Source organism: Gracilibacillus salitolerans (assembly GCF_009650095.1).
GTDB lineage: Bacteria > Bacillota > Bacilli > Bacillales > Amphibacillaceae > Gracilibacillus > Gracilibacillus salitolerans.
Genome location: NZ_CP045915.1, coordinates 2,757,752 through 2,776,096 on the forward strand (window position 1 = coordinate 2,757,752; position 18,345 = coordinate 2,776,096).

Consider the following 18,345-nt stretch of genomic DNA (forward strand, 5'->3'; position numbering starts at 1 on the left):
CGTGTTTTTGTTCCTTGGAAAAGTATCCTTCTTCCTTGGATAAAGGCATATATCCAAGGAAGAGCGGTAATCGATCCATTTTTCAGTACTCCATCCTCTTTAGTCTTTTCTTTTTTGGATGAATAGTCGAAATGCAAATGGCAGTACACCGAACCACTTATTAGAGTACGCTATATCTTGTTGCTTTCTTTCAATTTTTTGTTTTTTCCGTTCATTTTTCGGTGTATCCATATATTTCACAATTCTTTGTGTCATGTATTTTACATAATCATCGCTGGACAACAGAATCACACCTTTATCATTTTACTGTCATTTTTTCCAGCAACCAATTTTTTATGCATTAATTTTTGAAATAATTTCAGAAGCAATTTCTTCCACACTTTTACCATCTGTATAAATTACGTAATCTGCCACTTCAAGATATTTTGGTAATCGTTCTTCCAGCAATCTTTGTTTATCTCGTGATTTATTGTTCCAAATCGGTCGTGAGACATCATCCATTAATCTTCTTTCTATTTCTTCCCAGGATGTTTGCAGAAAAACAACTGTCCCATTTGTTTGTAACCATTTCCGATTCATTTCTTTTTCTATGATTCCCCCACCTGTAGCAACAATCGTTTTCTCTTGTTTTGTCATATGTAAAATATTGGTCTCGTACTCTCTGAACGTTTCTTCCCCTTTTTCTTTAAAAATCGATGGGATATTCATTTGATAATGTTCCTCAATCATTTGATCTGTATCTTGAACAGGCCATTCTAATCTGGACTGCAGATATGTTGCAATACTTGTTTTTCCACTACCCATAAAACCAACTAAATAAATACTTTTCATATCAATGTCCTCCATATTTTTTTCTGAAAAATTTATTATATTTTGCAGGAATAAACCAATTGATGTCGAATATAAGTTATTGTACCATGATAAAAAATGGAGGTGAATAATTATTTGAATAAAGCTTCAGCTATTTCCAATCGTATTCTTCAAGCTGCGATCGAGGATCACGCTTCAGACATCCACTTTATCCCCCAAACTAATGATATCCAAATCTTTTTTCGGTGTAATGGTAAGCGAATTTTTCATACTTCTTTAACCAAGAAACAATATATGATGATGATTTCTTATTATAAATTCACAGGAAAAATGGATATTGGTGAAAATAGAACTCCACAGCAAGGAGCAATTCACTATCATTACCGGGATCAGACCTATTCATTACGTTTATCTACATTACCTGCTAACAACTTAGAAAGCTTAGCTATTCGTATTTTACCTCAGCAAAACATACATTCCTTAAACCAATTATTTTTGTTTCCACAACAACTCCAAATCATTCAAAGTTGGTTACATTTTCATTCTGGGCTCGTTTTGCTTACCGGTGCAACCGGATCAGGAAAGACAACAACTTTATACGCTATTATTAAAGCATTTATGGAGACTTACCATTATCAGACAATAACATTGGAGGATCCAATTGAAAAACCTTTAGATAATGTGTTGCAAGTGCAAATTAATGAAAAAGCAGGTATGACCTATGATGTGGGATTAAAAGCAGCATTACGACATGATCCGGATATTATTATGGTTGGAGAGATCAGAGATCAAACAACTGCAAAATTTGCTTTTCGTGCTTCGAATACAGGACATTTAGTCTTATCAACATTACATGCCAACAGTGCACAAGGCACTATTCACCGACTGCTTGAAATGGGGATTAAACCAATTGATTTGGAACATAATTTGGTGGCAGTTGCCTCCATTCAATTATTATCTCTTGATTTATGCAAGGTAATTAATCAAAGAGCAGCAATATTAGAAATTTTAGAAGAAAAGCATATTCACCAAATATTAAAGAAAAAATCGTTTGTTGAGCCGATTCGTTTTAATCATTTAAGGAGAAAAGCCTATGCTTATGGTTTCATTAAAGATCTTTAGGTGGAAGCAAAATCTTTCCACACATGATCAATACCAGATACTGAACCGTTTTGAACAACTATTTCACCATGGTTACAGCCTTAATGATGCGTTGGATGTTTTAATGTGGGATAACCAATACACAGTAGTAGTGACTACGCTTAAAAAAGCATTGCAGCGTGGAGAAACATTTATCAAATCGTTAGAACAAGTGAATTTTAACCCTGAAGTAATTAGTTACTTAAACATCGCTATCCAACATGGCAACCTTTCCCAAGGATTACAGCATTGTTGCCAGATGCTGAAGCAACGCAAAGAATTTCTTTCGAAACTAAACAAACTATCACGTTATCCACTTTTTCTCTTCACTTTCTTTTTATTGATTTTATACTTCATGAAAAAGTCAATTTTTCCATCATTCTCGCAATTACTTGGCTCTAATACTAAAACCAATGGTGTCTTTCAAAATGCCGAGATTGCCATTAATATGATCTATTATGGTACGATCACATCTTTATTGTTTCTGATTTTGCTAACCGTATGCAGCATCAGACTGAAGCAACATGTTACGATCGAATCGAAGATCCGACTTATTATACGAACCCCTATTTACAGTAAATACAAACGAATGCAGACCACTTACCTGTTTGTTACCCATCTTTCCAGCTTGTTAACGAGTGGCCTCACCATAAAAGATAGCTTAGAAGTAATTACTTCAGAACCAAAAGCTGACTTGATCCATTATTATTCCAATTTGATTAGTGACCATTTAGCACAAGGATATGACTATTCCACCATATTACCTCAATGTCAATTGTTACAAGATCAACTAACACAAATTATGTCTAAAGATCGGAATCAAGACCAACTACAAAAAGAATTGACTATCTACGCAGAACATTTAATCTTATCAATTGAAAGTTATCTAAAAAAGTGGATTAGTTTTTTACAACCCTTTCTATTAAGTATTTTAGCGCTATTTATTGTCTTTGTTTATTTAGCTTTAATGTTGCCAATGTTTGACTATATGAATTCTATGTAAAAGGAGAGAAAATAATGAGAAATAACAAAGGTTTTACCTTGATAGAAATGCTCATTGTCCTAGCTGTCATAAGTATCCTGTTAATTTTATTTATTCCTAATTTAGCAAATAAGAGTGAAAATATAAATGAACAAGGGTGTGATGCACTATTAAAAATGGCTGAGAATCAACTTATTGCATATGAACTAGATAATGGAAGCGAACCTACAGAACTTGAGGACCTTGTAAGCGAAGATTATTTAGAAACATTAGAATGTAGTAATGGTGCTAAAATCATCGCTTATAGTACTGATGGTGAATTAGCAGTATTAGAAAATGATGCTTCATAATCAAAGAGGGTTTACATTAACTGAATTATTAATTGCATTGTCTGTATGTTCCATTATTATTGCTATAAGTAGCAGTTATGCAATAAAAACTTATGACACGCTACAGTACAAGCAATTTACCAAGCAATTTCATCAGGACATCCTTTATTTACAACAACTCGCTTTCTCTCAGAATGAAAATTTTTATCTTCATTTTGAACGGCAACACAACCGATATCACATTCGTCAAGGTGGATTCGGTCGAAAATTATTCGTCCGTAATTATCCAGAACATTGGGTTATAGAACCTAATACACTAGAGCTTCCTATTGAATTTTCTCATAAAGGTAATATAAAAAAGCCCGGTACAATGCAAATTAGAACAAGATTCCAAACATTTTCTATTATATGCCCATTTGGTAAAGGTAGATGTTACGATGCAACATAAAAATAATCAAGCGGGTTTCTACATGTTGGAAACCCTGCTTTCCATTATGATTTTCTTTACAACTTGTCTCACTTTATTGCCGATTCAACATCAACTAATGATCGAGAAAAAAATGGTCAGAGAAGAAGATAAAGCAACCTATTTTCTCTCCAACAAGATGCATGAAGCTTTGTTAGGAGAATCAAATTCAGGCACAAGAGTATATAAAGATATTATAAGTTCGCCATTGGCCTTAACCATTACTCATTCAGACTCATTGATAGAAGGATGTGTCAGTTGGAATAATGTTAAACAAAAGAAAACAACCAAATGTCAATATGCAATATCACAATGAAAGTGGTTATATATTGCTGGAAGTACTACTGTCAGTACTATTTTTGTTTATGTTAGTGTCATGGTACATACAAATTTCACTTATGTGGACACAAGACGAAAGGGAACAGTTACCGATGGTCTATCATTTTCATCATGTAATCGAATTTGAGTCTCAAACAGCCCTTTCAATTGAAACAAACAATAACCAGCTTTATTTTTCGCAAACCAACGGTGATCTAGTCACTATCTCTTTTCACAATAATAAAATACGCAGGCAGGTTAATGGTAGTGGACATGAAGAAATATTACGGAACATAAAAAACTTTAAATTAACTAGCAGTGAAGATGATATCAATATAGAACTTACTACAGATAGTGGTGAAAAAATTGAAAAAATATTACTTAAAAAAGTTCAAAAATGAGAAAGGATACATTTTTCCATTAACGAGCTTTATTATTTTACTATTATTGTTATTTACGTATCATCAGATTCTACAAATTCAAAATCTGAAAAGGATACATCAATTAAATGATGAACAGTACAAGTTGGAATTGCTCTATCAGAAAGCATATGGATCTATTCTTAAAGAAGAGAAAGCACCGCCCTATTCTTATACATTCCCGGATGGAACAATAAATATAACCGCATCCCCAAATCAGCAGGACCGTAGTATTTATAAAATTAAAATGAGCACGGACACCGGTGGCTATAGAGAAGTACATGTTGAAATTCCAGATTAAATGTATAAAATGTTCTGATTTCAAACATATTATGAACAATTACGAATAATTTCATTTCAACTGCTTAGAATAATTTACATTTTTGCAATACTCGTATATAATATGTTTGATACATAGTGATTTAAAAAGGAGGGGGAACAATGGATCGAGTTTTCCGTATGCTTGCTTTTTGGACAGGTATATTTACAGTAATGTTTTATGTTGGTCATATGGAAACAATGGCATATCTATTCCTTGCACAAACGATCTTTTTCCTTGGTGTCGGGTACTTAAAATTGTCTGAAAGAATGTATATGTACTTATTCGCTGCTTATTGTACAGTATTCTTTATAGGATTTACTTTCTATACCAACTTCATTCTTGTTCCTGGATTTGGCCATTAAAATGACAAACGCTCTGATCTTTTAAGATCAGAGCGTTTTGACTATGGTTGAACGAATGGATTTGTTTCCTTTTCTTTTATAATATTCGTTTCCGGTCCATGACCAGGATATACGATATAATCATCTGGCAAAGTATAAAATTGTTGTCTGATACTCTCTTCTAATTGCTCAAAACTACCACCCGGCAAATCAGTTCGACCGATTGCTCCAGCAAATAAACTGTCTCCACCTATAACAAATTGATCTTTGTAAAAGACGAAAGCTACCCCACCTGGTGAATGACCAGGTGTATGTCGAATTTCTATAGATATGCTGCCAAATTGGTGCACTCCAGTATGCAGAAATTGATCAGCTTTTTTTGCCTTTACATGGCTGGCACCAAATAATGATGATCCGTTCAAATTTGGATCTTCTAACCATTCGCTTTCCAGTTCATGAATATATACTGGTACTTGGTAATGGTTTCGAACCTGCTCTAATGCACCTATATGATCGAAATGGGCATGTGTTAATAAAACAGCAAGAGGTTTCACTTTCATTTCTGCAACTTTATTGATTATCCTATCTCCATCACCAGCAGGATCAATGATAATGGCTTGCTCTTCGAATGCCACTATATAGCAATTGGTTGATAATGGACCTAAAGGCATCTGTTCTACTCTCATCTTATGTACGACTCCTTCTCATTTATATTTTAATAGACAAATCATTCTTTTTGATTTAAAATAAGTATGGATTAGCTTTGTATACATATTATAACGTTAATAGTCGATAATGAAAATGGATTGACCGTATGTAAGGAGGATGAAAATGGAATTAGCATTAATTATTCTTGTGATAACGATTTTATGTGTCTTTGCAGTCGTTCGCGAATTGAAATCCCAAAATATCTTTGGAGTAGCTTTCGCAGCTATTTCTGCACTCGTTTTCGGATTCTTCTCTATTGCAACTATATATTGGGAATTAATTCACCCATTATTACAAAGCTAAAAACGCCTTTATAAAGGCGTTTTTTTGTGAGGTAAGAAAGTATATATCCATTGGTATCACAACTTTTATAAACAAGTAAGATAGGAAAAGGTTGATTCAAAACATGTCATAAAAAAAGCAAGGATAGCTATTCAAATGGAGTTGTCATTTTGAAAGATAGCTTGTGCAAGCCAACCGCTGTGGCTGACCGTTTCGCTATACCTTTTACTACAACGAATATCAGAAAAAGCATATTGGTTTTATAACCATTATTAGTGATTTCCAATGCCATATCTTGCACTTTCACAGGGATAATAACCCAAGTTGCAAGGTCTGACATATGTTGTAGCGCATGCATAAAGCGAAGGCCGCCCACTTCAACTCCTGTGGAAATCGTTTGGCCTGAAGATCCACTTTTTCGAGCGGTATTTGCTCGGAAAAGTTAGCTGAAGGACAAAACCCCACGGGAAGGGAAGTGGGCAGCCGGAGTGGTGGTCATACGGTCTATATATTTCATAATGGCTACTAAAGCAATCGCAGATCAACTTTGCATGTAGTGAAAAGGACCGGCGGGGTTTGCCGGTTTTTCTAATATATAAAGGATCAAATTATACACACAATACAACAAACTAAGTGTAAGCGTACTAAAGAAAATTTGCTTACTTCCATTCTGTTTATTGTATGGTGCTTGTATTCGCTGCTGCAAAAAACTTCTCTGATATTTTAGTACTGATTATTTCGAGAATAGAACTAATGGAATTATATTTCTTCGTTGGGTAAAAGAGAGTATTTTTTCACAGAGCCTACCAGTTTTTATCTATTTTGAATCAGATAACATCATTGTTTATACTTATTATAAATAAAAGGGATGAACGATATCGTTCATCCCTTTTATCTTATTTATTCATTTTCGAAATCATAGAAACGGAATAGATCTCCGAAAATAATCTCATCTGAATAATTTAATTCTTTATCAACTTGTTCTACATATGGTTGGCAAACAGAATCTTCACCTTCACCGGCTAATTGATTCGTACTGTCAATCAATTCACCTGATTCGCGGTTATAACATTGATCTTTCGTATAAACATAATCTTCTGTAATAAAACTACCATCACGAAGTGCAATAAAATCTTTACGCTCTTCATCAAATAAATCTGTACCAAATGATAGATCATTACTATCTTCAATACCTAATAGATTCAATATAGTAGGCTTCACATCAATTTGACCGGCAACCTTAGATATTACTTCTCCATCTTGCCCAGGAATATGAACAAAGAATGGAACTCTTTGCAATTGAACGTGAAGATAATCCGTATATTCTTCTTCATCTAAATATTGAGTCATTGCTTTTTTATGAAAATCACTAATTCCGTAATGATCACCCATTAAGATGATAATGGAATCCTCATATATTCCAGCTTCTTTTAGATAATCAAAATATTCTTCTACTGCCTCATCCATGTATCTAACGGTTTGGAAATATTTATTTAACGTATTCGAATTAGAATCATACGGATCGATTGTAGCATCTTCTTCATCTAAATCGAACGGGTAGTGATTTGTTAAGGTAATAAACTTAGAATAATATGGTTCTTCCATCTGTTGCATATATTTAATTGATTGCTTAAAGAAATCCTTATCTTTTAAACCCCATCCAATAGAGTTTTCATCAGTTACTTCATACGCATTTTCATCATAGAAATGATCATAACCAATATTGTCATACATCACATCACGGTTCCAGAAACTTTTATTATTTGGATGGAATACTGCTGAATTATACCCATTCTCCCCAATTATTTCTGGTAAGGAATGATAATCATTCTGAGCGTGGGTGAAGTACACCGCACCTCTTGGAGAAGGATATAAAGAGTTTTCAACAATAAATTCTGAGTCCGATGTTTTCCCCTGTTCTGTTTGATGATAGAAGTTTTCAAAATAATAGCTTTCATCAATCAAACTGTTCAGGAACGGTGTTACTTCTTCTCCGTGAAGTGTATTATTTATAACAAAGCTTTGTAGAGACTCCAATGAAATAAAGATGACATTTTTATCTTCCGCGATACCACGTAACTCTTCGTTACCTTCAGTGGTTGTTTCATCCTTAATATAATCAGAAATCTCAGTTAATTCATTACCATCAGCAAACACACGTTGTGCTTTTGATTTGGAATGCAATACAGCATCATAGACATGGTAAGAAAATACACCAATATTTTTAACTAAATACTCGCGGTCAAATGTTCTTTGTAACAATTGAGGACGCTCAGCCTCAGCTAATGCATAGTTTCCAATTAGGAACAAGATAGATAATGCAAAAGCCATTTTTTTATACCGCTTAGTAAATGAAGCTGTTAATTCAGCTCCGTATTTCTTCGCTAGAACCCAAATGATGATAACATCAAAGAATAATGCAACATCCCATAACTTTAATAAACCTAGTACACTACTACCAAGGTCAGCAGCATTGCTTCCTTGGAACAGGAGAGGTATGGTTATAAAATCTGAAAAGTTACGATAAAAAACGATATTAAAATACAATATCAATGATCCTAAAAGTATACCATATTTAATATATTTCAATTGTCTTCTTTGGTTAAAGAAAATACTCAATACAAAGATAAAAAAGGCAGTTACAAATGGATTGATTAATAAAATAAACTCTTGCATAACATTTTCTAATGATATATCAAATACAAATCGATACACGATGTAAGTTTTCAATCCAAATAATAATGCTGCGATTACATATAAAGGCATGTGCAGCTTTTTATTTAACATGTGATTATCCTCCTCAAAATGACTCAACCCTAATTCTATATTTCTCTCTCTATTTATTATAGACGATAAACATCACATAGAAGTTTCATCAATCTTAAAAAAAGTTACAATTAATTTACATTATTCATATAAATCTATAATTGTTAACTATTTTGTAATACTAGGTACGCACCACCATAAACACCCGCATCATTACCTAATTGAGCGATAACAAATTCACATGCTTCATTGGTACGTGGTAATGTATATTTTTCAAATGCTTTTTTTAATGGGTCCAATAATGCGTTTCCTGCCTGTGAAACTCCACCACCAATTACAACCTTCGCAGGATTAACCGTGATTGCAACAGTAGCCAGTGTAAATCCAAGTACATCAAATACATGGTCTAATATCGCCTTACTATCCTTATCACCGTCGGCAGCTAATTCAAATATATCTTTTGTTGTGATAACTCCATTTGCATCTTTTCGTTTCTTCAACGAAGCAGCTTTGCCCTCCGCTATTAATTCCTCAGCCTGTCGGACAATCCCTGTTGCAGATGTTACAGTTTCCAGACAGCCATTTCTCCCGCAATTACATGCTGCACCATTTTGTTCAACAGTTATATGACCTATTTCCGCACCAGTACCATTTGCACCACTAACGATCTGCCCATTCGAAATGATGCCTCCTCCAACACCAGTACCTAGTGTCACTGCTAACATATTTTCCACTTGATTACCTGAACCTTTCCAATTCTCACCTAATGCAGCGATATTAGCATCGTTGTCGACATATACGTTTAAGCCGGATGATTTTTCCAGGATTTCTTTGAGCTGAAAATTTTTCCAGCCAATATTAACTGCTATAGCTACTTTACCCGTTTCTGGCTCAATAAAACCTGGAGCACCTACACCCATTCCTGCGCAACGTTCTTTCTTGAGATTTAATTCAGCAAGTTTATTCTCGATCGACGACCAAATATCTTTCGGAACATTTTCCCCTTGATTATCCAAGTCCGTTGGTATTTCCCACTTCGCAATCAGTTCACCCTGATTGGAAATAATCGCATTTTTTACCGTTGTCCCTCCAATATCAATGCCAATTAGTAAATCCTTCTCCATTTTCTCCACCCTTTATTTTATTTTTTCTTTCTCTTTTGTGATGATTATTTTTGCTTGAAGAAACTCATCTTTTGTGATCATCTTCACTTGAAACAGTTCGTTAATTTCTTCTTCCATTAGTTCTAAATCAGCTAAACGATCACCTATATAGATGATCGTTCCAAATTTTAATAGTAATTTTCTTATATCATAGACACTATCCATTCTTTATCACCTAAAATATTATAACAAAGACCTGTCTAAAAAGGAATAAAAAACTTTTTATCACGGTGCTAATCGTCTGTAACTCCCCCACATTAAGCTTCAAATAACACAAAGAAGTTAGATGGGGTATAACAGTCGCTAATACCCTGATAAGTTTCGCTAATGAGGTTGGGGCAAAAGAGTAAGTAAATAGGAAAAATCCGAACATTAATGCCTGAGCTAATTTACCGCTTCGGCAAAATACTTCGCTTTCCGTGGGCACGGATTCAGCTCGTGTGAGTTCCCACAGGAGTCTGCGTATTTTGCCTACGCTAAGTTCAGATTGTTCGGATTCTCGTTCTTCTTATTTAGTTATGTCCCAGCCTCTGAGTCTCACTTTATTGTCGGTCCGGATCTTGCGGATTTAAAAACGAAGGTCGCTTGTGATCATTAGGTACAGGCTGACGAATTAATACCTGAAGAAAGGCTTTTGCATCAAAGGGCATGAATGGCCAAAAATACCCTATATAGAATGTTTTAAGATTTGTCAAATATAATATATAGCATGTTACCCCAATAATAAAACCTTTCAAACCAAAAATTGCTGTAATAATTAGTAAAATAATTCTTGTGACTCGATTGGCAAGGCTCAATTCATAACTTGGGGTCGCAAAAGTACCCATGACCACCGCTGCAAGATATAATACTACTTCATTTGAAAACCAGCCTACCTCAACTGCTATTTGACCAATAATAATCGCGGATACTAAACCTAGTGCTGTTGCTAGTGCTGTCGGTGTATGTATGGCGGCCATCCGCAATACATCTATGCCGATTTCCGCTACTAAAAATTGGACAATTAACGGTATTAAACCAACCTCTTTTGGTCCAATAAATGCTAATTCTTCTGGCAGTAATCCCATCTCAGTTGACAACAAATAATAGAACGGTAATAAAAAAATAGACGCAAAGACAGCAATAAAACGTGCCATTCTTAAATAAACGCCAATAAACGGTTTTTGACGATATTCTTCAGCATGTTGTAAATGATGCCAAAAAGTTGCCGGTGTGATCATGACACTCGGAGAACCATCAATAATGATTAAAATATGTCCCTCATATAAATGTTCTGAAGCAGTATCTGGTCTTTCCGTATATCTGATCGTCGGATACGGATTCCATGCTTTTCCACTTAAATACTCTTCAATCGTTTTTTCAGCCATTGGTAGTCCATCTGTATCGATTCTGTCAAGGTGCTTCTTCAACATTTCTACTCTACGTGGATCAGCAATATCCTCAAGATAACAAATACAGACATCTGTTTTAGACCTGCGACCGATAGAGGTATATTCCATCCGTAATGATTTGTCTCTTACCTTTCTTCTAGTTAAAGCAGTGTTGAAAACAATCGTTTCCACATAACCATCTCTGGAACCTCTAACAACTCTTTCTAGGTCAGGTTCTTCAGGGCCTCTGACGGGATATGTTCTTGCATCGATCAATATGACCCGATCAAGCCCCTCTACCACTAAAGCAGTTGGACCTGCCAGTACCATCTCAGCTGCTTTATGTAAGTCCTTTTCTACATCAATTTCTACATATGGAATATATCGTTTAATTAATTTATCCAGCGTATCCTCATCTAAGTCCTCTTCTTCTAGCTCTGCTAAAAACCACATTATACGGTGTAACATTTCATCCTTCACTAAACCATCAATTAAAAATAATGCCATCTTTTTCCCTGCATATTCCACATCCAGGTGAATAAGATCAAAGCTTTTATCTATCTTTAAATAATCATGTATATATTGAACATTTGCATCATAATTATGATACAAACGTTTCTCTTGTTCCATGCTCATTCCCACTTTCTTTAGCACCTTTTATCTATAGTCTTCTCTATATATTCTGTTTAATGCGGGATGATTTTGGACAAGTTGAAATCAATAAATGAGGGATATCATGATTAAATCGAGGAAAGTACATATTATTACATGCTTATTAATGATGTTGGCTGTGATATTGTTATTGTTATCACAACGGACTGCCGAAGAAACAATAAAGTATTTCCCTCCAGATTCCTCTATTTCATTTTCGGCTGTTGGAACAAATTTAAATTTACTTAAAGAAACCGGAAATGACCAATATATGGTGAAATGGATTGCTACAAGCAGTTTAGACAAAGAAATTTATCTTAGACAAGATGTTTCTCTCTTATATATGGATGGTCGTCTGAAAGGGATGAAAGGTTTGTGGAAAGAATCGGAGAAAGATATTGATTTAGAAGTTGTTTTTGAGGAAAGTGATAGCAGTCATTTTCAAGCGATTAGCTTCCATCATGGTGAAATACACTATCCAAATGATGAAATTAAAAGCATTCATCAAATGTCGGACGATCATTTATATGTAATAGACTCTCCTCATACAGCATTGGAATCGTTTCGAGAGCCTAATTCGCATATGCAACTAGAATGGAAAGAAACCATTGATAAAACTACATCACAGCAGTTACAGTTTGCGTGGAAAGAATGGATAGATGCGGCAAACATAGAGATAAATGATTATGATTTGTATCCTCTAACAAGCATCATTCAACTTCAGGAAAAACCCATTAATGGATTAACGCAAGAACAAACAGATCGTATTATCGGACAACTTTGGGAAGGCCTATATAAAAATTATATATTGCCAATTGCTAACCAATCCGAAACGAACAATCAAATAATGCCTCTTATTTTAATTAATAAAAATAATGATCATCTAATTGTGCTTTTCAATAATGAAGCTAACCAACTTGAAACATTATATCAACAATTATCCATACAAAACTAAAGAGCAGAGATTAATTTTCTGCTCTTTGCAATTCTTGGAATAATTCTTGATAACTATTATTTTCGCTATCTAAATCTAACAATTGCTCCGTGGCATGCATTGCTTTATTATATTCATCTTCTTGTTGATACAATAAAGCTAAATTATACCACGCTTCTTCAAATTCAGACTTTTGCTCCACTGCTTTTTCTAAATCCCTTTTAGCTTGATCAAATGATTCTAAATGAATGTTAGCAAAGGATCGATAAAATAATAATTCTGCTTCTAATTGATCTGCGTATGGCAAGGTCTCTGTGACAATCTCTGTTACTTCATTATATTGTTCAGCTTCCACAAGTTGTTGCACTCGCTGAATTTGCAGCGTTTCGTTATACTGTACCTCATCATTGGTTAATCCATATGCCAAAAGGCCGAATACATAAAAAACAAAGATGACTACTGCAATAAGTTGTTGCATAAACGCTTTCGATTTTGGCAGCATTACAATACCAGAAGCAATAAATCCCCCAATTAACCCGCCAATATGTGCACCATTGTCAACTTGTGGTACAAACACGCCAAAAATAATATTTAAGATAACAATAAAGATGACATTCATACCCATTGTCTTGAAGAAAATTCTCGGATTTTTCATTCCGAAGAAAAGCAATGCCCCGAACAGACCAAATAATGCCCCCGACGCTCCGGCAGCAATACTTGGATTCAATGCAAAACTTGCCATTCCTCCAGCAAGACCAGCAAGGAAATATATTATGATAAACCGAATATTTCCGTAAATTCTTTCTACCAGAGTACCAATAAAATATAAGGCAAGCATATTTAGAGCTAAATGAAATATTCCAATATGTAAAAACATGGAGGTAATGATGCGCCACCATTCGCCCTCCATCATACCCACATTATATTTGGCTCCAAATTGAATGAGTGTTTCTGGATTTGTCGACCCACCTCTATACTCTAATAGAAAAAACAAAATAATATTAATCGCTATTAATATATAAGAAAGACGCGGTTTTCCTCTATTAAAAACAGCTAAGATTTCTTTTTCAGCATTTTTATGTATTTGTTGAATTCGGTGTTTTAATAATTCTGTTTGATATTCTAATTCAAATAAATTTTCTGGAATAGAAAAAGTTAACGCGTGATTTAGTTGTGCTTTCTGAAAAAATCGAGAGAATTCTTCCTCATGATGTTGACTCCATATATAAACAAATGAAGTATCAATTTTAGGAACTGATGAGTCTCTTTTCATGAGATCACTCCAGCTATCAACAGGTTCATATTCTGCAATAAAAATATGATGAAATGAAATATTTTGCTGAAATAAAGGCAGTTGGATATTTTGTATAACTTTTTTTTCAACCTGTTGTACAGATGCTTCAAGTTCCCTTTTCCAGTCATATTGTTTTAATGATACTCTCACTATATCTGTATTTCTTTTATTTCTCTTCCACAACAAATATTCTTCTTGATTAGAGGAAGTTGTTAAGAGTTCATATTCCTCTTTCTCCATTAAATGAAGTACCAGTTTATTTTGAACAAATTGATTCCTGATAAACATATCAACACCTGCCTTATCACTATTCTAATCTTATCATGAATATTTGCGGTTAGAATAATAATAAGGATTAGAAATTTATTTAAACATAGATCCTATCATTTTATGACGGATAAACGGGATACTCATAGCAATTCGTACCCCCCATTTTCTTAATACCGGTACAGTAGTGATCACCCTAGTAATACTATTACGAAATACAAAGACAATGGATACGAGTGCAGTTAAAAAGAAAAAAACTTTTGTTACTTTCATCAATATTCACTCCTACTGTTTGTTATTAATAGTTTTTTCTTTTCTTAGCAATTTTATGTATGCTTACAATAAATTTTGCCGAAGTTTGATATCAGGATATCGACTGGCTTATCGTGTTTTTCTAGCATTATCGTTTCAACAATCTGAAAATCAGCAGCAAGTGACAATGTAATACCTGTATAGTTCTGTAAAAAACGATCATAAAAGCCACCACCATACCCAATTCTAAAACCTTTCTTATTAAATACAACTCCTGGCACAATCATAAGATCTATTTGTTTTTTCTCAACAAATAATGCATTTGATATGGAAGGTTCCCATATATCAGCCCAAACATTTTCTAACTGATCTCCTGCTTGGTATTGGTAAAATGCCATTGAACTATCCTTAGGATTACATTTTGGAATGACGATCCTTTTTTCTTGTTGCCAAGCTTTATGGATTAAATATTCGGTATCCCATTCTAATCCCTTAGAAATTGTTACACCAATAGTCTGTGCTTGGCGCCAAGTATCTGTCTGCAATAATTTCGTCTGAATAGCATGCTCAATTAATTCCCGATTCATTAATTGCTGCCATTGCCTCAATGTATTTTTTCGTTGTTGTTCTTTTATAAATGGTAACTTTTCCATCCATCTGCACCGCCTTCTTAATCATCATTGTTCGGATTCAAATTTAACTACTTGTTATATAAGAAAAACTCTTACCTATATATTGTGGTAAGAGTTTTTCCATTCATTTCATTATTTGGTTTCACGGTGTAACGTATGTCGTTTCAAGCGTGGGCTATATTTTTTAAGCTCTAAACGCTCTGGATGTTTACGTTTATTTTTAGTCGTAATATAATTACGGTCACCTGTTTCAGTACAAGCTAAAGTAATGTTAACGCGCATGGTTTTCCCTCCAAACTAAATCATACATCATTCTTTTCAATATCGAATCATTACCTAGAATATAATAGCAAAAAGCGGCGATAATTTCAAGTATATGTTTTATTGTAATCTAAAATATGGTATAACTATATATGTAGATTATGGTCAGAACTAGGAGGAAAGTCATGTTATATGCAATAATAGGTACTGTTATTAGTATAGCCGTAATATTGTGGGTTATATCCTTTTTTATGCAAGATAAATTTAAACAACTAGAAGATCAATTTGAGCAATTCTCCATTTCTTCTTTACAAGAAACATATCAGTTAAAAAAGAAAATAAATATTCTTGAAGAAGAATTATTAATTGATGATTTCTCAGTGGAACAAACGATAAGCTCTACAAACAATCAACAAACTCCAATCATGAGAAGAGTGAAAGAATTATATAATCAAGGATATGAGACAGATTATATTGCTGAACAGGTTAATATGAACGAATATGATGTCATTTCAATGATTAAACAATTTTAAACTAGCTTAAAGAATGAGGGATTACATTGAAGCAAATCACGAGAGCATTCTCTCTTGGATTATTAGTTGCAGCTGTTATAATAGGGGTTACATATTATCTTGAAAAGCCGGAACAGGCTCAATCTACCACTTCTCCAACAATATATGAATCTATTCAACAAATAGAAGATGATGGTTATTATGTATATGATGAAGATTTGGAGTCTAAGGTAGATGAATTAGAACAAAAAATAGAAGGTTTACAACAAAATACTGATAATGAACTAGATGGAATGGAAGATGATACAGAGGATCAAACGGAAGAAACTACAATCACTATAGAGTCAGGTATGACAATTCAAGAGATTGTTGAATTATTGGATGATAATGAACTACTTTCTGATGAGAATGCATTTATCACCTATTTGGAAGAAAATGAACTGGGTAGATTTATTCAAACAGGTGAATTTAGTCTCCATAACGATATGACTATCGAAGAACTAGCTAATACATTAACGAGACAAACTGAGGAGTAGATTTTATATCTACTCCTCTTCTAGTTTATTTAGTTATTTAAGTCTAAGGATTCACCTTTTACTAAATACATGACGTCTTCTCCAATATTTGTTGCATGATCACCAATTCGTTCTACATACCTACCGCTAAACGCCATTTGCATGATATGCTGAATTTTTTGTGGATTTGTTGCGGTCTCTTCCAGTAATTCACGTAACATGGTTGAATACATATTATCAACAACATCGTCCAACTGGGATAATTTTCTTGCTAAAGTAATATCTTCATTTTCATATGACAATATGGCTAAATCAATCATTTCTACCGCTATCTTTTTCATTTCCTTAATAGAAGGATGTACTTGTATACCATGATTCTCACCTAAGTGAATAGTGGATTTCGCCACATTTTTTGCGTTATCTGCCATTCGTTCCAGATCATTTGAAATTCGAAGAGCTACAACTAGTCTGCGCAAATCTGTCGCAACTGGTTGTTGTCTTGCAATCAATACAATCGCTTCTTCATTTATTTTCATATCTAACTCATCGAGCTCTTTATCATTCTGAATGACTTGCTCTGCTTGTAATACATCTGACCGATATAGAGTCTCGATAGCTAATTGTAATTGTTCTTTTGTTTTTTTTGCTAATTCAATTATAAGTCCCTCTAAATGTTGCAACTCACCTTGGAAAGCTTCTCTACCTACCATCTTGTACTCCCTTTCCCTATCAATCTCTTGATATATTAAAATTCTGTTAAATTAGCCAAAACGACCAGTAATATAATCTTCCGTACGCTTATCTTTTGGATTTGAAAATAGTTGATCTGTTTCAGAAAATTCAACTACTTCCCCATTCAACATAAAAACGGTTCTATCAGAAATTCTTGCTGCCTGTTGCATATTATGAGTAACAATGATTATCGTGTAATTTTGCTTTAATTCCTTAATTAATTCTTCAACTTTTAATGTGGAAATAGGATCTAAAGCTGATGTTGGCTCATCCATAAGAATCACATCTGGTTCTATCGCTAAACAACGGGCTATACAAATTCTTTGTTGTTGACCTCCTGAAAGCCCATAAGCATTCTCGTTTAAACGGTCTTTTACTTCATCCCAAATAGCTGCGCCACGTAAGCTCTTTTCCACGATTTCATCCAATAAAGCTTTCTTTTTAATCCCATGAATTTTTGGCCCATAAGCAACGTTCTCATATATCGACTTCGGAAAAGGATTAGGTTTTTGAAAAACCATTCCCACTCGCGTTCGCAAATCTTCTACTTTCATAGATTTATCTAGTATATTTTTTCCTTTATAAGCAATCGAACCTGTTGTACTAACAACTGGTACAAGTTCAACCATACGATTTAGTGTTTTAATATAGGTCGATTTGCCGCAACCTGATGGTCCGATAATTGCGGTTACCTCATTTTCCTTCATTTCCAAATTAATATCTTTTAGTGCATGGTTTTGAGCGTACCATAAGTTTAAATTTTTTGTATCGTAAACAACACGTTTTTGAGTTGTATTATTTTCAATAGTTGTATTATCACTACTTATATCAATTTGCACTTTATTTTCCGTAGCTATACTCATTTTTTCCACTCCTTAA

General features: G+C 34.0%; 26 protein-coding genes. 12 read left to right on the forward strand and 14 right to left on the reverse strand.

Going from position 1 to position 18,345, the window contains the following annotated elements:
* Nucleotides 1–99: 99 nt before the first annotated feature.
* Together GI584_RS13065 and GI584_RS13070 are read right to left on the reverse strand one after the other, a co-directional pair.
* Nucleotides 100–282, reverse strand: a complete 183-nt coding sequence (locus GI584_RS13065; RefSeq protein ID WP_153791486.1) for a YqzE family protein — start codon at nt 280–282, stop codon at nt 100–102.
* A 51-nt stretch (nt 283–333) separates the two neighbouring features.
* Complete coding sequence (locus tag GI584_RS13070; protein ID WP_153791487.1) at nt 334–831, reverse strand: shikimate kinase; 498 nt, start codon at nt 829–831, stop codon at nt 334–336.
* A 114-nt stretch (nt 832–945) separates the two neighbouring features.
* On the opposite strand from GI584_RS13070, the gene comGA reads away from it, so the two are divergent.
* From comGA to GI584_RS13110, 8 genes are all read left to right on the forward strand, one after another.
* Entirely contained in the window at nt 946–1,932 is a 987-nt protein-coding gene (comGA, locus tag GI584_RS13075) for a competence type IV pilus ATPase ComGA (protein ID WP_153791488.1), read from the forward strand.
* Nucleotides 1,904–2,953, forward strand: coding sequence for a competence type IV pilus assembly protein ComGB (comGB, locus tag GI584_RS13080; RefSeq protein ID WP_100360241.1), 1,050 nt, complete (start codon nt 1,904–1,906; stop codon nt 2,951–2,953). Before comGA ends, comGB begins: the two co-directional genes overlap by 29 nt.
* Nucleotides 2,954–2,967: 14 nt before the next feature.
* Nucleotides 2,968–3,282 carry a competence type IV pilus major pilin ComGC gene (comGC, locus tag GI584_RS13085; RefSeq protein WP_153791489.1) on the forward strand — a complete coding sequence of 105 codons (315 nt, stop codon included), beginning with the start codon at nt 2,968–2,970 and terminating at the stop codon, nt 3,280–3,282.
* Nucleotides 3,269–3,709 (forward strand): competence type IV pilus minor pilin ComGD, encoded by a 441-nt coding sequence (gene comGD / locus GI584_RS13090; protein ID WP_100360239.1) that lies wholly within the window; start codon nt 3,269–3,271, stop codon nt 3,707–3,709. Before comGC ends, comGD begins: the two co-directional genes overlap by 14 nt.
* Entirely contained in the window at nt 3,699–4,043 is a 345-nt protein-coding gene (locus GI584_RS13095) for a hypothetical protein (protein ID WP_153791490.1), read from the forward strand. The genes comGD and GI584_RS13095 overlap by 11 nt, the downstream gene beginning before the upstream one ends.
* Nucleotides 3,994–4,446, forward strand: coding sequence for a competence type IV pilus minor pilin ComGF (locus tag GI584_RS13100; RefSeq protein WP_153791491.1), 453 nt, complete (start codon nt 3,994–3,996; stop codon nt 4,444–4,446). The genes GI584_RS13095 and GI584_RS13100 overlap by 50 nt, the downstream gene beginning before the upstream one ends.
* Nucleotides 4,412–4,765, forward strand: coding sequence for a hypothetical protein (locus GI584_RS13105; RefSeq protein WP_100360236.1), 354 nt, complete (start codon nt 4,412–4,414; stop codon nt 4,763–4,765). Before GI584_RS13100 ends, GI584_RS13105 begins: the two co-directional genes overlap by 35 nt.
* 140 nt (nt 4,766–4,905) lie before the next feature.
* Entirely contained in the window at nt 4,906–5,148 is a 243-nt protein-coding gene (locus GI584_RS13110; protein ID WP_018933844.1) for a DUF2626 domain-containing protein, read from the forward strand.
* Nucleotides 5,149–5,189: 41 nt separating this feature from the next.
* Here the strand turns inward: GI584_RS13110 and GI584_RS13115 are convergent, their stop codons facing one another.
* The gene (locus GI584_RS13115) at nt 5,190–5,813 is read right to left on the reverse strand and encodes an MBL fold metallo-hydrolase (protein ID WP_153791492.1); all 624 of its coding nucleotides are present in this window, start codon (nt 5,811–5,813) and stop codon (nt 5,190–5,192) included.
* Nucleotides 5,814–5,958: 145 nt separating this feature from the next.
* Between GI584_RS13115 and GI584_RS13120 the strand changes: the two genes are divergently transcribed.
* Nucleotides 5,959–6,138, forward strand: a complete 180-nt coding sequence (locus GI584_RS13120; protein WP_100360234.1) for a DUF2759 domain-containing protein — start codon at nt 5,959–5,961, stop codon at nt 6,136–6,138.
* Nucleotides 6,139–6,265: 127 nt separating this feature from the next.
* On the opposite strand, the gene GI584_RS13125 is transcribed toward GI584_RS13120, so the two are convergent.
* The 5 genes from GI584_RS13125 to GI584_RS13145 all read right to left on the reverse strand — a co-directional run bounded on the left by GI584_RS13125 (nt 6,266) and on the right by GI584_RS13145 (nt 12,046).
* Entirely contained in the window at nt 6,266–6,493 is a 228-nt protein-coding gene (locus GI584_RS13125) for a hypothetical protein (protein WP_228552240.1), read from the reverse strand.
* A gap of 524 nt (nt 6,494–7,017) precedes the next feature.
* Complete coding sequence (locus tag GI584_RS13130) at nt 7,018–8,904, reverse strand: LTA synthase family protein (RefSeq protein ID WP_100360232.1); 1,887 nt, start codon at nt 8,902–8,904, stop codon at nt 7,018–7,020.
* A gap of 143 nt (nt 8,905–9,047) precedes the next feature.
* Nucleotides 9,048–10,007 carry an ROK family glucokinase gene (locus tag GI584_RS13135; RefSeq protein ID WP_153791494.1) on the reverse strand — a complete coding sequence of 320 codons (960 nt, stop codon included), beginning with the start codon at nt 10,005–10,007 and terminating at the stop codon, nt 9,048–9,050.
* Between the two features lie 12 nt (nt 10,008–10,019).
* Nucleotides 10,020–10,211 carry a YqgQ family protein gene (locus GI584_RS13140; RefSeq protein WP_153791495.1) on the reverse strand — a complete coding sequence of 64 codons (192 nt, stop codon included), beginning with the start codon at nt 10,209–10,211 and terminating at the stop codon, nt 10,020–10,022.
* Between the two features lie 377 nt (nt 10,212–10,588).
* On the reverse strand, nt 10,589–12,046 hold the full coding sequence (locus GI584_RS13145; protein ID WP_153791496.1) for a spore germination protein: 1,458 nt from the start codon (nt 12,044–12,046) through the stop codon (nt 10,589–10,591).
* 106 nt (nt 12,047–12,152) lie between these two features.
* On the opposite strand from GI584_RS13145, the gene GI584_RS13150 reads away from it, so the two are divergent.
* A complete protein-coding gene (locus GI584_RS13150; RefSeq protein ID WP_100360228.1) occupies nt 12,153–13,022 on the forward strand; it encodes a hypothetical protein in 870 nt (289 codons plus the stop codon).
* A 10-nt stretch (nt 13,023–13,032) separates the two neighbouring features.
* On the opposite strand, the gene GI584_RS13155 is transcribed toward GI584_RS13150, so the two are convergent.
* From GI584_RS13155 to rpmG, 4 genes are all read right to left on the reverse strand, one after another.
* Nucleotides 13,033–14,583: a rhomboid family protein gene (locus GI584_RS13155; RefSeq protein ID WP_153791497.1), complete on the reverse strand. Its 1,551-nt coding sequence runs from the start codon at nt 14,581–14,583 to the stop codon at nt 13,033–13,035.
* A gap of 75 nt (nt 14,584–14,658) precedes the next feature.
* Nucleotides 14,659–14,835, reverse strand: coding sequence for a hypothetical protein (locus tag GI584_RS13160; protein WP_153791498.1), 177 nt, complete (start codon nt 14,833–14,835; stop codon nt 14,659–14,661).
* A gap of 53 nt (nt 14,836–14,888) precedes the next feature.
* Nucleotides 14,889–15,467 carry a 5-formyltetrahydrofolate cyclo-ligase gene (locus GI584_RS13165; RefSeq protein ID WP_153791499.1) on the reverse strand — a complete coding sequence of 193 codons (579 nt, stop codon included), beginning with the start codon at nt 15,465–15,467 and terminating at the stop codon, nt 14,889–14,891.
* A 111-nt stretch (nt 15,468–15,578) separates the two neighbouring features.
* Nucleotides 15,579–15,728 carry a 50S ribosomal protein L33 gene (rpmG, locus tag GI584_RS13170; protein ID WP_018933855.1) on the reverse strand — a complete coding sequence of 50 codons (150 nt, stop codon included), beginning with the start codon at nt 15,726–15,728 and terminating at the stop codon, nt 15,579–15,581.
* 164 nt (nt 15,729–15,892) lie between these two features.
* Here rpmG and GI584_RS13175 point away from each other — a divergent pair, with 164 nt between their 5' ends.
* Nucleotides 15,893–16,240: a hypothetical protein gene (locus tag GI584_RS13175; protein ID WP_153791500.1), complete on the forward strand. Its 348-nt coding sequence runs from the start codon at nt 15,893–15,895 to the stop codon at nt 16,238–16,240.
* 26 nt (nt 16,241–16,266) lie between these two features.
* The gene (locus GI584_RS13180; protein ID WP_153791501.1) at nt 16,267–16,755 is read left to right on the forward strand and encodes an endolytic transglycosylase MltG; all 489 of its coding nucleotides are present in this window, start codon (nt 16,267–16,269) and stop codon (nt 16,753–16,755) included.
* 29 nt (nt 16,756–16,784) lie between these two features.
* Here the strand turns inward: GI584_RS13180 and phoU are convergent, their stop codons facing one another.
* Nucleotides 16,785–17,444 (reverse strand): phosphate signaling complex protein PhoU, encoded by a 660-nt coding sequence (gene phoU, locus GI584_RS13185; RefSeq protein ID WP_100360223.1) that lies wholly within the window; start codon nt 17,442–17,444, stop codon nt 16,785–16,787.
* Between the two features lie 51 nt (nt 17,445–17,495).
* Complete coding sequence (gene pstB, locus GI584_RS13190) at nt 17,496–18,329, reverse strand: phosphate ABC transporter ATP-binding protein PstB (RefSeq protein ID WP_153791502.1); 834 nt, start codon at nt 18,327–18,329, stop codon at nt 17,496–17,498.
* Nucleotides 18,330–18,345 lie beyond the last annotated feature (16 nt).